Source organism: Abiotrophia defectiva ATCC 49176, assembly GCF_037041345.1.
In the GTDB taxonomy this organism is placed as follows: domain Bacteria; phylum Bacillota; class Bacilli; order Lactobacillales; family Aerococcaceae; genus Abiotrophia.
The window spans coordinates 1,168,008-1,182,519 of the sequence record NZ_CP146287.1 but is presented as its reverse complement, the minus strand read 5'-3'; the positions used below and the strand labels follow the sequence as shown (position 1 = coordinate 1,182,519).

Annotated in this window: 9 protein-coding genes; 8 read left to right on the top strand and 1 reads right to left on the bottom strand. The window is 43.5% G+C overall.

Annotation, left to right across the window (positions count from 1 at the left end; translation table 11 throughout):
• The 7 genes from opp4B (at window position 1) to V7R82_RS05495 (ending at window position 11,713) form a co-directional block, all read left to right on the top strand.
• Entirely contained in the window at window positions 1-963 is a 963-nt protein-coding gene (opp4B, locus tag V7R82_RS05525) for an oligopeptide ABC transporter permease (protein ID WP_298077404.1), read from the top strand.
• Window positions 964-976: 13 nt separating this feature from the next.
• A complete protein-coding gene (locus V7R82_RS05520; protein WP_298077406.1) occupies window positions 977-1,912 on the top strand; it encodes an ABC transporter permease in 936 nt (311 codons plus the stop codon).
• Window positions 1,913-2,105: 193 nt separating this feature from the next.
• Entirely contained in the window at window positions 2,106-3,752 is a 1,647-nt protein-coding gene (locus V7R82_RS05515; protein WP_311465369.1) for a peptide ABC transporter substrate-binding protein, read from the top strand.
• A gap of 214 nt (window positions 3,753-3,966) precedes the next feature.
• Window positions 3,967-5,712 carry an oligopeptide ABC transporter substrate-binding protein gene (locus V7R82_RS05510; protein WP_268443040.1) on the top strand — a complete coding sequence of 582 codons (1,746 nt, stop codon included), beginning with the start codon at window positions 3,967-3,969 and terminating at the stop codon, window positions 5,710-5,712.
• Between the two features lie 274 nt (window positions 5,713-5,986).
• The gene (locus tag V7R82_RS05505) at window positions 5,987-7,738 is read left to right on the top strand and encodes an oligopeptide ABC transporter substrate-binding protein (protein ID WP_311465372.1); all 1,752 of its coding nucleotides are present in this window, start codon (window positions 5,987-5,989) and stop codon (window positions 7,736-7,738) included.
• A gap of 269 nt (window positions 7,739-8,007) precedes the next feature.
• Window positions 8,008-9,759: an oligopeptide ABC transporter substrate-binding protein gene (locus V7R82_RS05500; protein ID WP_303885718.1), complete on the top strand. Its 1,752-nt coding sequence runs from the start codon at window positions 8,008-8,010 to the stop codon at window positions 9,757-9,759.
• A 202-nt stretch (window positions 9,760-9,961) separates the two neighbouring features.
• Window positions 9,962-11,713, top strand: a complete 1,752-nt coding sequence (locus V7R82_RS05495) for an oligopeptide ABC transporter substrate-binding protein (protein ID WP_311465376.1) — start codon at window positions 9,962-9,964, stop codon at window positions 11,711-11,713.
• 106 nt (window positions 11,714-11,819) lie between these two features.
• Here the strand turns inward: V7R82_RS05495 and V7R82_RS05490 are convergent, their stop codons facing one another.
• Window positions 11,820-13,568 (bottom strand): oligopeptide ABC transporter substrate-binding protein, encoded by a 1,749-nt coding sequence (locus V7R82_RS05490; protein ID WP_311465378.1) that lies wholly within the window; start codon window positions 13,566-13,568, stop codon window positions 11,820-11,822.
• A gap of 205 nt (window positions 13,569-13,773) precedes the next feature.
• Here V7R82_RS05490 and rnc point away from each other — a divergent pair, with 205 nt between their 5' ends.
• Entirely contained in the window at window positions 13,774-14,511 is a 738-nt protein-coding gene (rnc, locus tag V7R82_RS05485) for a ribonuclease III (RefSeq protein WP_070755483.1), read from the top strand.
• The last annotated feature ends 1 nt before the right edge of the window (window position 14,512 follow it).

The following is a 14,512-nucleotide window of genomic DNA, read 5'->3' as shown; positions in this document are numbered from 1 at the left end:
ATGTGGAAAGCGATACTTAGACGTATGTTGCTGATGATTCCGCAACTTTTGGCGCTCAGCATCTTAGTTTTCTTCTTAGCAGAATTAATGCCAGGGGATGCCTTGACAGGCTTGATTGACCCTAAAATTTCGGCTGAGCAAATTGAAGCTATGCGGGAAAAATTAGGTTTGAACAAACCTGTTTGGGAACGTTATATTAATTGGATGGGCGGTATGCTCCAAGGTGACTTTGGACGTTCCTTTGCCCATAAGCAACCGACCCTATCCATTATTGGGGAACGGATTTGGCCGACAGTTTGGTTATCACTCTTGACAACGATTATCACCTATGCAATTGCTGTTCCTTTAGGGATTTTATCCGGTCGTTATAATGGGAGCTTCTTTGAAAGAGCGGTTAACTTCTATAACTTCTTTACCTATTCAATCCCAGTCTTCGTTTTAGCCTTGATGTTCTTGTGGCTATTTGGCTATACATTAGGTTGGTTCCCAACCCGTGGGACGGTAGCGTCTGGATTGCAGCCTGGTAGCTGGGATTACTTATTATCTCGAATTTATCACATGCTCTTGCCTGCTATCACCTTAGGGATTTTAAGTACCACTTCTACTATTCAGTGGTTACGATCAGGAATTGTGGATGCTAAGTCAGATGATTATGTCCGGACTGCCCGTGCCAAAGGGGTGCCTGAGCGGGTTATCTATAACAAGCATATCTTACGGAATGCTTTACTGCCAATCGCTGCCTTCTTTGGTTATGTCATTACAGGCCTTTTCAGTGGGGCAATGATTACAGAGCAAATCTTTACCTATCAAGGGATGGGGCAACTCTTCTTTAGTTCTGTAGTAGGCCGTGACTATAGCGTCATGATGACCTTGGTTCTCTTCTATGGTTTTATGACACTACTTGGTGGGCTCTTGTCCGATATCATTATGGTATTCGTAGATCCACGAGTACGTTTAGACTAGGAGGTGAGAGAGCATGACAAAAGATAAAAGCAAAGATTTAGAAAAAAATCAAAATAAAGATTCGCAGTCTCTCCCGCCAATGGGCTTTGAAGTCATTAAACGAGAATTCATGAAGGATAAGCTGGCTTTAATCTCACTTATTGTATTTGTTGGGATTCTGCTCTTCCTATATGTAGCGCCATTCTTCCTTAACTTAGAATCCGCTACTAAAGTTCAGATTTTCAATCGCTACATGGCACCAGGTTCGGTGACTGATACGGGTCATACCTACTTACTGGGTGCTGACGAAGGTGGGCGTGATGTTCTAGCCCAGTTAATTTTAGGTGGGCGTAACTCTGTCAGCATTGCCATGATTGTAACAGCCGCTACCATGATTATCGGTTTGGTAATTGGGGTCTTTGCTGGTTACTATGGTGGACGTGTTGATAACTGGGTGATGCGGATTGTCGACTTCTTCATGATTATTCCAGGCTTTATTATGATTATCACGTTGAACACCATCTTCAAGGTAAGTAATATCTATGGGCTTTCTGTAACTTTTATTATCATAGGATGGACTGGTTTTGCTCGTCTCTTTAGAACACGAACCTTAAGTGAAGCGTCTAAAGATTATATTAATGCTTCTAAGACCATGGGGACACATGATTGGAAGATTATGTTCAAGGAATTGCTACCTAACATTTCTTCTATTATCATTACCCAATTAGTCCTGGTTATGGCAGGTAATATTGGTTTAGAAACTAGTCTCTCATACCTAGGTTTCGGTTTGCCAATCGGGACACCTTCACTAGGGACCTTGATAGGGGCAGCTAAGACTGCGGATATTATCGAGAATAAACAATGGGTATGGCTGCCAGCCGCACTATTCATTCTCGTCTTAATGCTCTGCATTAACTATATTGGTCAAGCCTTGCAACGTTCAACGGATGCCCGTCAACGTTTAGGTTAATAGAAAAACTGAGCCTAAGGGCTCAGTTTTTTTGTGCTTAATTTTAAGTCTATGCTCCAAGGATAGGGGGATGGCATGATAAAGGCATATAGCCATTCGCTATAGTAGCTTATAGTAAAAGTATCTTTGACTATCACTAATAAAAGTCTTAAACTAGTCCCTAACATATCTTTAACCCTAAGGAGGTTGACTTATGACTAGCATCAAGACAATTTTTCGTTCCTTACTCGCGCTAGGACTTACGGCCAGCACGCTCCTAACAGCTCAGCAGTCCACGATATCAGCTCAAGAAGTAAGCCTTAGTCCTGCCATTGAACAAAAACTAAGTATCCCAGCCCCATCTGAGTTGGCCACCTTAGATTCTGGTCTCTACTCAGATATCGCCAGCATGGATGTCATCGGACAAGTTTTTGAAGGCCTCTATCGAATTAAGAATGCGAAAGAAGTGGAACTGGGACAGGCAGCTTCTGTTAAGGTCAGTGAGGATGGCTTAACCCACACCTTCACCTTGCGAGATGACATTTATTGGTCCAATGGTGATCCAGTTAAGGCACAAGACTTTGAGTTGGCCTTCCGGCGTCTAGCGGATCGTCAAGCTGGTACGAGCGTGACCTCGATTGAAATTCTTAAGAATGGGGCAGCTATCCGTAATGGTGACAAGCCTGTCGAAGAATTAGGAGTCAAGGCCCTTGATGATAAAACCCTGGAACTAACCTTGGAATATCCAGTGCCGGCCCTAGCTAAGATTCTAACAGGTTCACGCTATATGCCGATTAACAAGGCCTTCTTCCAAGAAAAAGGGGATAGCTATGGGACCACAGCAGAGAATGTGGTGACTAACGGGCCCTTTACGATTCAAGGATGGAATGGGACCAACCTAGAGTGGGACTTAGTTAAAAATCCTCAATACTGGGATGCCAGTCATGTTTATCTGACCCAGGTGCATCAACAAGTCATTAAAGAGAATTCGACCGGGGCAGATTTATTTGATAGTAATCAGTTGGACTTCACGACCTTGTCCGATCAATTTGTCCAAGAATACTCCGGTGCGCCAGACTTCCACAGTATTCCCAAAGCGACAATCGGTTATCTGAGTTTCAACACGACTCGTCCGACAACAGGCAATGCAGCTCTCCGTCGAGCTATTGCCCAGGCATTTGATAAGCAAGTCTACGCAGATTCTGTCATTCAGGACGGCTCTCAGCCACTCAACAACTTAGTGCCTAAATCTTTTGACGTCAATGAAGCAGGTGAGGATTATCAAGACAAGGCAGGTCCAATGTTGACTTACGATGTCCAAGCAGCACAGGCAGATTGGGCTAAGGCTAAGGAAGAACTAGGCCAAGAGACGATTGAGTTACAACTCTTAACATCAGACGTAGGCCTCTCCAAACGAACAGCAGAATTCCTCAAGGAAGAACTGGAGAAGAATTTACCTGGTCTCAAGCTAAGCGTCCTTTCGGTGCCACTTAAGAATCGTCTGGAAATTCAACGTAAATTGGATTATGATATTTTCTATGGGACTTGGACTCCTGAATATCAGGATGCGGTTAACTTTATTGAACAGTACAAGACAGGTGGCGGGACTAACTTCGCCAAATATGCTAATCCTGAATTTGATAAGTTAGTCGAATTAGCTCGCAATGACTATGCTAAAGATCCTGCCAAGCGTCGCGAAACCTTAATTGAGGCAGAAAAAATCTTAGTCAAAGAAGATGGCGTGGTCGCCCCTATCTATCAAGCGAGTGCAGCCTATTTACTTAAGCCAAAGGTCAAACAATTTGAAGTATTGCCTTTTGGCCGCTCCAATAACTTGCGTCCAGTTTATATTGATGAGTAGGGACACGAAGACTAAGAGCCTTGCATGTATTTAAGGATGATTTGTCTACCAAAATCCACTTTCTCAGGCCAAATATAGTCAGATTTGACCTAAATAAATTTTTCCCTACAAAAACATGAATATAAAGTGAGAAAATTATAATAAAACGCTTGCTATTCCCTAGCAAAAAGGGTAGAATAGGAGCATATAAAATAATATCCATTGGGGGTACAATATGAAGAAGTCTATGAAGAAGAGCTTAGCTTTAGTAGCTGCTGCTTTTACTTTAGCTGGTGCTTTTGCGCCAACCTTAGCCCACGCTGAAGGCGCTAATTTACCTGTTACGGTAGATAACGAAGGGACACCTATTTCTGGTGGTACTTTGAAAGTTGCTTTGGTCGGGGACCCATTTGCTGGTGTATTCAACCAAGTATACTATTCTACTGGTCCGGATTCAGATGTTATTGATAACTTTATGGCTGGTCTATACGGTTACGATGAGAACTTCGTTATTAACGATACTGGTTTTGCTAAGTTGACCTTTGACAAGGACAACAAGAAAGTAACCATCAAAATTCCTGAAAATACTAAATGGGATGATGGTGAGCCATTAACTATCGATGACGTTATCTATCCATACTATGTCATCGGTCACAAAGACTATGCCGGCATTCGTTATGGGGATGACTTTGAGAACGTTGTAGGGATGGCAGAATACCATGAAGGTAAAGCTGAAGAAATCTCAGGTCTTAAGCGCGTTGACGACTGGACCTTAGAAGTAAGCTATAAGGAATTCCCAGCTGGTATGTTACAAGCAGGGGGCGGTGTCTCTCAATTTATGATGCCTAAACATGTCTTCGAGAAAATTCCTGTGGCAGAACAATTAGATTCAGATGCAGTTCGTAAGAACCCGGTAGGGAACGGACCTTTCCGTGTTAAATCGATTACACCAGGGGAATCTGTTACTTTCGAAGCCAACGAATACTACTACAAAGGTAAGCCAAAAGTAGATGGTATGCAATTAGATGTAGTTAACCCTTCAACTGCCGTGTCAGAAATGAAAGCCGGCAACTATGACATCGCTAAGTTGTCTTCTGATGAATACCCAACCTATGCAGATGCTACTAACTTCAAAACATTAGGTCGTTTACAGAATGCCATGAGCTACATCGGTTTCAAGATGGGTAAATGGAACGCAGACAAGAAGGAAGTTGAATACGACCCAAGTCGTGTTGTATCTAACAAAGCCCTACGTCAAGCCATGGGTTACGCTATTGACAATGCTGCAATCGGTGAGAAATTCTACAACGGTTTACGTACTCGTGCCAACACCACTATTCCAGCCCTCTTCAAGGACTACAACGATAGCTCAATTGAAGGTTACACCTACCAACCAGAAAAATCTAAACAAATCCTTGCCGATGCTGGTTTCGTCGACAAAGACGGTGACGGCTTCGTAGAAGATCCAAACGGTAAGAGCTTCACCCTTAAATTTGCTTCTATGCAAGGGGGCGCAACGGCTGAACCAATCGCGCAATACTATATCGACTCTTGGAAACAAGTAGGGATTAACGTTGAGCTTGTAGACGGTCGTCTCATGGAATTTAACGCCTTCTACGACTTGCTCAAAAAAGATGGTGACGTTGATGTCTACCAAGCAGCCTTCGGGGTAGGTGGGGATCCAAACCCTATTAACTTGTTTGGTCGTAAGGCTGCCTTCAACTATACTCGTTGGGCAACTGAAGAGAACGACAAGCTCTTGGATGCTTTAGGTTCTACTGAATCCTTCGACGAAGCCTTCCGTAAGAAAGCCTTCAGCGACTGGCAAAAGTACTTCACTGAAGAAGCACCAGTTATTCCAACCCTCTTCCGTAATGAGTTAATTTCTGTTAACAACCGTGTGAAACACTATGACTTCAAAGTGGGTTCAACATTTGACCTTTCTGAAGTTGAATTAACTGCTGATCAACCAGTTAAATAATTCAGATTAATGAAAAGAGACTAGGGCATTTGTCCTAGTCTCTTTTTCATCTGAGCAAGTTAAGAGGGGATTTTAACAAGAAAAATACCGAAAGAATTGATTGGTTCAGAAATCGTTACCATATCCTTTATAAAGGGATTTAGTTAAGGTATAATATGAGTATATGATAAGTCGAAGATGAGAAAACAATGAAGAAACCTCTTGCTATTTTCTCATTTATCAGTTATAGTATCCTTAATCGTATTGACTAAGCCAATATGAAGGAGGAAATCTTATGAAAAGTTGTATTAGCAAGTCCTTGACTGCATTGGTAGCAGGATTATCTGTGGTCGGCATGCTGGACCCTTGGGCAAGTGCTCAAGCTCAAGATGCTAATTTATCTACAGTAATCGATAATGAAGGGACACCGATTTCAGGTGGGACCCTCAAGTATGCCATGGTTGGGGATCCATTCTCAGGTGTTCTATCTCCACTCTACTCTGATAACGGCAAGGACTATGAAATTGTTTCGATGTTTTCTCCTAACTTGTTTGGGAATGACGCCAACTATAAGTTAGATGACTCTGGCTTTGGTAAAATCAAGTTCGACAAGGATAACAAGAAGGTAACCATCACCATTCCGCAAGGAACTAAATGGGATGATGGTGAGCCAATCACTATTGAGGATGTTATCTATCCTTACTACGTCATCGGTCATAAGGACTATACGGGTGTCCGTTATGGTTCTGACTTCCAAAATGTCGTGGGGATGGAAGAATATCACGCAGGTACAACCGATACTATTTCAGGTTTGAAGAAGGTTGATGATTATACCTTAGAAGTGACTTATAAGAAATTCTCCAACTCTATGCTGCAAGCTTGGGGTGGGGTAAGTAACTATCTGATTCCTAAACATGCCTATGAGAATATTCCAATTAAGGAACAAGCAGACAGTGACCTTATGCGTAAGAGTCCGGTTGGTTTTGGACCTTTCAAGGTTAAGTCCATTACGCCAGGTGAATCTGTCATCTTAGAAGCCAATGAATACTACTACAAGGGTAAACCTAAGATTGACAAAGTGCAAATGGATGTAGTCAACTCTTCAACCGCTGTCTCCGAGATGAAGGCCGGCAACTATGACATAGCTAGTCTACCTGCTGATTCTTACAGTACCTATAAGGATGCTACTAACTTCAAAACGATTGGACAAGTAGAGAATAGAGTTCAATATCTTGGTTTCCACTTAGGTAAATGGAATGCTGATAAGCAAGAAGTTGAAGTAGATGAAAGTAAGATTGTCAATAACAAGAGTCTGCGACAAGCCATGGGCTATGCTGTAGACAATGGCGCAATCGGTCAGCGTTTCTATGAAGGATTACGTTGGCAAGCCAACTCGCCAATTCCGCCAACTTTTAAGGATATTGCGGATAGCAGTCGTGAAGGCTATACCTACCAACCAGAAAAAGCTAAGCAAATCTTAGCCGATGCTGGTTTTGTGGACAAGGATGGCGACGGCTTCGTTGAAGATCCTAAGGGTAATCAATTTAGCCTCAAGTACTTGGCCACGTCAGGGACTGATGTAGCTGAGCCAATCGCCCAATATTATGTAGATTCTTGGAAGCAAGTCGGCATTAATGTCGAACTCTATGAAGGTCGCTTGCATGAGTTTAACTCCTTCTATGATCTCTTAGGGACGGATGCGGACATTGATGTCTTCTCAGCCTCTATGGGCTTTGGTGGGGATCCAAACCCTGCCTTTATGTTTGGCCGTAACGCCCAATTCAACTTTATGCGTTACGCTAGTGAACAGAATGATAGCTTGCTCAAGGACATCCGCTCTGATGCTTCCTTTGATGCGGATTACCGTAAGGAAGCCTTCAAGAAATGGCAAGATTTCATCATGGATGAAGTGCCAATGGTGCCAACGCTCTACAGTTACCAGTTAACGACATTCAACAACCGGATTAAGCACTATGATGCAACTCCAGGGGCTGACTTCGACTGGAACCAAGTAGAATTAACAGCAGATGAACCAATCAAAGAATAAGTGAACGAAAAGGCTGGGAATATCCCAGCCTTTCTTGTTTTGTCTAGCTAAGTGAGAGACGACTTCTCACCACAAAAAATAGAAGAACATTTAGTCTCTTTTGGAAATCGTTACCATATCTTTTATGAAGGGATTCATCAAAGGTTTAATATGAGGATATGATAAGTCCAAGATGAGAAAACAATGAAGAAACCTCTTGCTATTTTCTTATTTATCGGGTATAGTATCCTTAATCGTAATGACTAAGCCAATATGAAGGAGGAAATCTTATGAAAAGTCGTATTAGCAAATCCTTGACTGCATTGGTAGCGGGATTGTCTGTAGTTGGCGTATTGGCCCCTTGGGCTAGTGCTCAGGCCCAAGATGCTAATTTATCTACAGTAATCGATAATGAAGGGACACCAATCTCAGGTGGGGCCCTCAAGTATGCCATGGTTGGGGATCCATTCTCAGGTGTCTTATCTCCGCTCTACTCAGATAACGGCAAGGACTATGAAATTGTCGGCATGTTCTCACCTAACTTGTTCGGGAACGACGCCAACTATAAGTTAGACGACTCTGGCTTTGGTAAGATTAAGTTTGACAAAGATAACAAGAAGGTAACCATCACCATTCCGCAAGGAACCAAATGGGATGATGGCGAGCCAGTGACTATTGAGGATGTTATCTATCCTTACTATGTCATCGGTCATAAGGACTATACCGGTGTCCGTTACGGTTCTGACTTCCAAAATGTCGTAGGGATGGAAGAGTACCACGCGGGTACCACTGATACCATCTCTGGTTTGAAGAAGGTAGATGACTATACCTTGGAAGTAACCTATAAGGAATTCTCTAACTCCATGTTGCAAGCTTGGGGCGGGGTAAGTAACTATATGGTTCCTAAGCATGCCTATGAGAATATTCCAATTAAGGAACAGGTGGACAGTGATGTGGTGCGTAAGAAACCAGTTGGTTTTGGGCCTTTCAAAGTCAAGTCTATTACGCCAGGCGAATCTGTTATTTTAGAAGCCAATGAATACTACTACAAGGGCAAACCTAAGATTGACACAGTTCAAATGGATGTGGTGAACGCATCGACTGCTGTTTCTGAGATGAAGGCTGGTAACTATGACATAGCTAGTCTACCTGCTGATTCTTACAGCACCTATAAGGATGCTACTAACTTCAAAACGATTGGACAAGTAGAGAATACGGTCCAATACCTAGGTTTCCATTTAGGTAAATGGAATGCTGATAAGCAAGAAGTTGAAGTGGACGAAAGCAAGGTTATTAATAATAAGAGCCTTCGTCAAGCCATGGGATATGCTGTGGACAATGGCGCAATCGGTCAGCGTTTCTATGAAGGGTTACGTTGGCAAGCTAACTCACCAATTCCACCAACCTTCAAGGATATTGCGGACAGCAGTCGTGAAGGCTATACCTACCAACCAGAAAAAGCTAAGCAAATCTTGGCTGATGCAGGTTTTGTGGACAAGGATGGCGATGGTTTCGTAGAAGATCCTAAGGGTAATCAATTTAGCCTCAAGTACTTGGCCATGTCAGGGACTGATGTGGCTGAGCCAATTGCCCAATATTATGTAGATGCTTGGAAGCAAGTCGGCATTAACGTCGAACTCTATGAAGGTCGTTTGCATGAGTTTAACTCCTTCTACGATCTCTTAGGGACAGATGCAGACATTGATGTCTTCTCAGCAGCTATGGGCTTTGGTGGGGATCCTAACCCAGCCTTTATGTTTGGTCGCAACGCCCAGTTCAACTATATGCGTTATGCTAGTGATCAAAATGATAGCTTACTCAAAGACATCCGCTCTGATGCTTCCTTTGACGCGGATTACCGTAAGGAAGCCTTCAAGAAATGGCAAGACTTCATTATGGATGAAGTCCCAATGGTGCCAACCCTCTATCGGTACCAGTTAACATCCTTTAACAACCGGATTAAGCACTATGATGCAACTCCAGGGGTTGACTTCGACTGGAACCAAGTAGAGTTAACAGCAGATTCACCAATAAAAGAATAAGTAAACGAAAAGGCTGGGATCTTCCCAGCCTTTCTACTTTTGATAGGGTAAAATTCGTGTTGAAAATGGCCCTTTGATGGCTTTCAAAAGAAAAAGATGATACGAAAATTAAAAAACGGTGAAAAAACTATTGCTTTTTCATAGGAATAGGAGTATAGTAAACTCAATCATAAAATGATACCTATGTTTGGAGGAGAAAAACATGAACAAAACCTTTAGAAAAAATCTTGCCCTCATGGCCACGGCCTTATCAGTCAGCGCCATTATGTGGCCTTCAGCTATTGCCGTGGCTGAAGGCGTCAATCTTCCATTATCAGTGACTAACGAAGGAACTGCGATTGATGGTGGAGTATTCAAATATGCCTTAGTTGGGGATCCCTTCTCTGGTGCACTCAGTAGCCTCTATGCTGAGAAGTCTAATGACATGAGAATTACTGAATTCTTCAACCCAGGTCTCTACGGTTCTGATGGCGACTATAAGATTGACGATTCTGGTTTGGCTAAGTTGACCTTTGACCAAGCTAATAAGAAAGTCACCATCAAGATTCCGGAAGGCGTGACCTGGACAGATGGCCAGCCCCTCACCATTGAAGACGTCATCTACCCTTACTACGTAGTAGGGCACAAGGACTATACCGGTATCCGTTATGGTTCTGACTTCAAAAACGTCGTCGGGATGGAAGAATACCATGATGGTAAGTCTGACACCATCTCTGGTCTTAAGAAGGTAGATGATTACACCTTAGAGATTAGCTATAAGGAATTCTCAGCTTCCATGCTCCAATCAGGTGGTGGGGTATCCTCCTACGTCGAACCTAAGCACATCTTAGAGAAAACACCAATCAAGGATCTTGAAGATAGCGAACAAGTTCGGACTAATCCAGTCGGCTTTGGGCCTTTCAAAGTTAAATCCATCACCCCTGGCGAGTCCGTTGTCTTCGAACGGAATGACAACTACTACAAAGGCAAGCCTAAATTAGCAGGCCTACAAGTCGATGTAGTTAACGCCTCAACTGCTGTATCAGAAATGAAGGCAGGTAACTATGACTACGCGTCATTACCAGAGGATGCCTACAACACCTATAAGGATGCAAGCAACTTCAAGACCTTAGGTCGTCTGACAAACGTCTACAGCTACATTGGTTTCCACGTTGGGACTTGGAATAAGGAAAAAGAGCAAGTACAACCAGATGACAGTAAGCCAGTATCCAATAAAGCGCTCCGTCAAGCCATGGGTTACGCTATTGACAATGACGCCATTGGCCAACGTTTCTATGAAGGCTTACGGGTGCGGGCTAACTCTCCAATTCCATCCATGTTTGCAAGCTACAATGATGGTAGTATCGAAGGTTATACCTACCAACCAGAGAAGGCCAAACAGATCTTGGCAGATGCCGGCTTTGTCGACAAAGATGGCGATGGTTTCGTAGAAGATCCTAACGGTAAGAGCTTCAAGCTGACCTTTGCTTCTATGTCAGGTTCTGATGTAGCTGAACCAATTGCACAATACTATGTTGATGCTTGGAAACAAATTGGGGTAAACGTTGAACTCTATGAAGGTCGTTTGCTTGAGTTCAACACCTTCTACGATCTCCTAGATAAGGATGCAGACATTGATGTCTTCCAAGCTGCCATGGGGGTAGGGGGCGATCCAAACCCATCTACTCAATTTGGTCGCGACAACCAGTTCAACTCTATGCGTTGGGCAACGGAAGAGAACGATAAACTTCTAGCAGCTATTAACTCTGATGCTGCCTTCGAAGATGCAGCCCGTAAGAAAGCCTATGATGATTGGCAAAAATACGTCATCGACGAAGCGCCTGTTATCCCAACCCTCTACCGTCACTCACTCGTGTCAATCAACAACCGGGTTAAGCACTATGATATTACCCTAGGTTCTGGCACTGAATGGGAAGAAGTAGAATTGACTGCTGATCAACCTGTCAAAGAATAAGACACAAAAAGAAGATGCAAGGACTTTCCAGTCTTGCATCTTTTTTGTTTACATAAAAATAGGCTAGGATTATGAGTGATAATCCTAGCCTAGGGCAGTAGGCAAATTATTTGATTGGTTCGTCAGCCGTCAATTCTAACTGTTCAATCCCGAAGCTTGTGCCGTTCGCAACATCATAGTGTTTAACACGGTTGTTGACAGAACGGATACCGTAACGGTAGAGGTAAGGAATAGCAGGAAGCTCTTCGTTGGTGTAAGCTTGCCATGCGTGGAAGGCTTCCTTACGGTAGGCTTCATCGAAGGCCTTGTCAGAAGAGAGGGCTTCTAGCAGTTCTTCGTTCTTGTCGTCAGCCCAACGTTCGTAGTTAAATGGAGCTTTCTTACTATAGAAACCAGTTGGATTTGGGTCACCACCGGTACCCCAAGCCCCTTCGAAGACATCAAAGGATTGATCGTCGTTACGGAGCATATCAGCATAGGAGTTAAAGTCATAGAGACGACCGTCTAACAACTCGACATTAATCCCTACTTGCTTCCAAGAGTCAACGAAGTAGGACCAGAGTGGTTCAGCAATATCACTTGAGCTACGAGCTAAGAATTTGAGGGTGAATGGCTTACCGTTAGGATCCTCTACGAAGCCATCCCCGTCCTTGTCCACAAAGCCAGCATCAGCTAAGATTTGTTTAGATTTTTCTGGGTCATAAGTGAAGCCAGGAAGATCTGAAGCGTGCACACTCTTGAAGAGGGAAGGAATCAAGGTGTTAGCGCGGAAACGGAGGCCGCTGAAGAAGCGTTGACCGACAGCATCTGCATCGAAGGCGTAAGCCATGGCTTGACGTAAAGCCTTTTGTTGGATGACCTTGCTGGTATCCATTTCAACTTCTTCCTTATCCTTGTTCCAGCTACCGAACTTGAAGCCGATGTAGGAATAGGTGTTTTCAACTGTCCCAATGGTCTTGAAGTTGGTGGCATCTTTAAAGGTGTCGTAAGCATCAGTTGGTAATTCAGCCAGGTCATAGTTGCCAGCCTTCATTTCAGCTACGGCAGTAGATGGGTTGACCACCTCAATGACAGCACCGTCAACTTTTGGTTTGCCCTTGAAGTAGTATTCGTTGGCTTCTAAGACAATGGCTTCACCTGGTGTGATAGATTTAACGCGGAATGGGCCCATACCGACTGGATTTACGCGTACTTGGTCGCTATCGGCAATATCCTTAACGGCAATCTTGTCATAAATATGTTTAGGTTCTACATATGGAGAAATCCCGCCCCCAACTTGCTTCATAGAAGCTGAGAAAGTTTGATAGCTGATTTCTAAGGTATAGTCGTCAATTTTCTTAAGACCTGAAATAGTATCCGTCTTGCCTTCGTGGTAGTCTTCGATCCCGACTACATTCTTGAAATCATCTCCGTAACGAATCCCAGTGTAGTCCTTATGAGCGACAATGTAGTAAGGCGCGATGACGTCATCAATGGTAAGGGGTTGGCCATCTGACCATTTTTGGTCTTTACGAATGGTGATGGTAACTTTCTTGTTCTCAGGATCTAGTTTGGCACTTGCTAAACCAGTATCCTTAATTTGAAGGTTTTCGTCATATTCGAAAAGCCCAGTGTTGATATAACCCACGACGCTTAAGTCAGTCGATTGGTCAGCCACGAGAGAGCTGAAGGCACCAGAAAATGGCTCGCCGGCTACCTCCGCAATTTTCAAAGTCCCACCTTGAATAGGGGTTCCGTCGTTGTCGACGCTTGTTTCAAGAGCAACTTGTGCATTAACTGCAGGGCTGATGGTCCCTGCCAAGGTAAAGGCAGCCAGGCCTAAAATCGCTGCTTTACGCAGTACGGAATGATTCATTTATATCCCTCCACAAAATAATTAATTGTAAGATACCGTAACAGTTTACTCCTATTTTCAAACCTTTTCAAGGTAATGTAAGCGAATAGCCTATGTTAAATAACTATTAGACCTTATAGTTTTAGATTATAGCGCGACTTCCCTTTGTCAAAAGGGGGTCAAACGTGATAAAATAGATAGGATGATACAGAGGAGGTGAATGGCTATGAATCGGACCATTCGTGTAATAGAGAAGCAGCTGAATCTGACTTTTAATAAGCCGGAATTAATTCAACAAGCCTTTCGCCATACATCCTATGCAAATGAACAAGCCAGACGCCATTTACCGCATTATGAGCGCTTGGAATTTTTGGGAGATGCCGTTTTAGAACTGCTATCCAGTGAATTTCTCTATCACAGCTATCCAAACTTACCCGAAGGCAAATTAACTCGTATGAGAGCTCAGATTGTGCAAGAGAAGAGCTTGGCCTACTTGGCCCGACAACTTAAGTTCAACCACTTCCTCCAATTAGGTAAGGGGGAAGAGTCGAGCGGTGGTCGGGAGCGTGACTCCATTCTAGCTGACTGCTTTGAAGCGGTTCTCGGCGCAATCTATGAAGATCAAGGCTTAGAGGTCGCCAAAGACTATCTCAACCGGGTTATGTTCAGTCAACACCAACTCTTGCTTGGCAGAGTAACTCAAGACCACAAGACCCTCTTCCAAGAGCGAGTTCAAAAGCAAGGGACGGTTCAGATTGACTATCGCCTCAAAGATAAGCAGGGTCCTGCCCACGACCAAATTTTTACCGTAGAGCTCTATGTCAATGATCAACTCATTGCCACGGGCCAAGGTTCCAGCAAGAAGCAAGCTGAAATGCAGGCGGCTGAGTTGGGTATGGCATCCGTAGATCCAAAAACCGGCAGCCTCAAGTTGCCAAATTCAACACTTAAAAAGGGAGGTTAAG

Coding starts and splice junctions, on each gene's coding strand:
- V7R82_RS05500 (WP_303885718.1), top strand. CDS start 8,008: ATGAAAAGTCGTATTAGCAAATCCTTGACTGCATTGGTAGCGGGATTG.
- V7R82_RS05515 (WP_311465369.1), top strand. CDS start 2,106: ATGACTAGCATCAAGACAATTTTTCGTTCCTTACTCGCGCTAGGACTT.
- opp4B (WP_298077404.1), top strand. CDS start 1: ATGTGGAAAGCGATACTTAGACGTATGTTGCTGATGATTCCGCAACTT.
- V7R82_RS05510 (WP_268443040.1), top strand. CDS start 3,967: ATGAAGAAGTCTATGAAGAAGAGCTTAGCTTTAGTAGCTGCTGCTTTT.
- V7R82_RS05520 (WP_298077406.1), top strand. CDS start 977: ATGACAAAAGATAAAAGCAAAGATTTAGAAAAAAATCAAAATAAAGAT.
- V7R82_RS05490 (WP_311465378.1), bottom strand. CDS start 13,568: ATGAATCATTCCGTACTGCGTAAAGCAGCGATTTTAGGCCTGGCTGCC.
- V7R82_RS05505 (WP_311465372.1), top strand. CDS start 5,987: ATGAAAAGTTGTATTAGCAAGTCCTTGACTGCATTGGTAGCAGGATTA.
- rnc (WP_070755483.1), top strand. CDS start 13,774: ATGAATCGGACCATTCGTGTAATAGAGAAGCAGCTGAATCTGACTTTT.
- V7R82_RS05495 (WP_311465376.1), top strand. CDS start 9,962: ATGAACAAAACCTTTAGAAAAAATCTTGCCCTCATGGCCACGGCCTTA.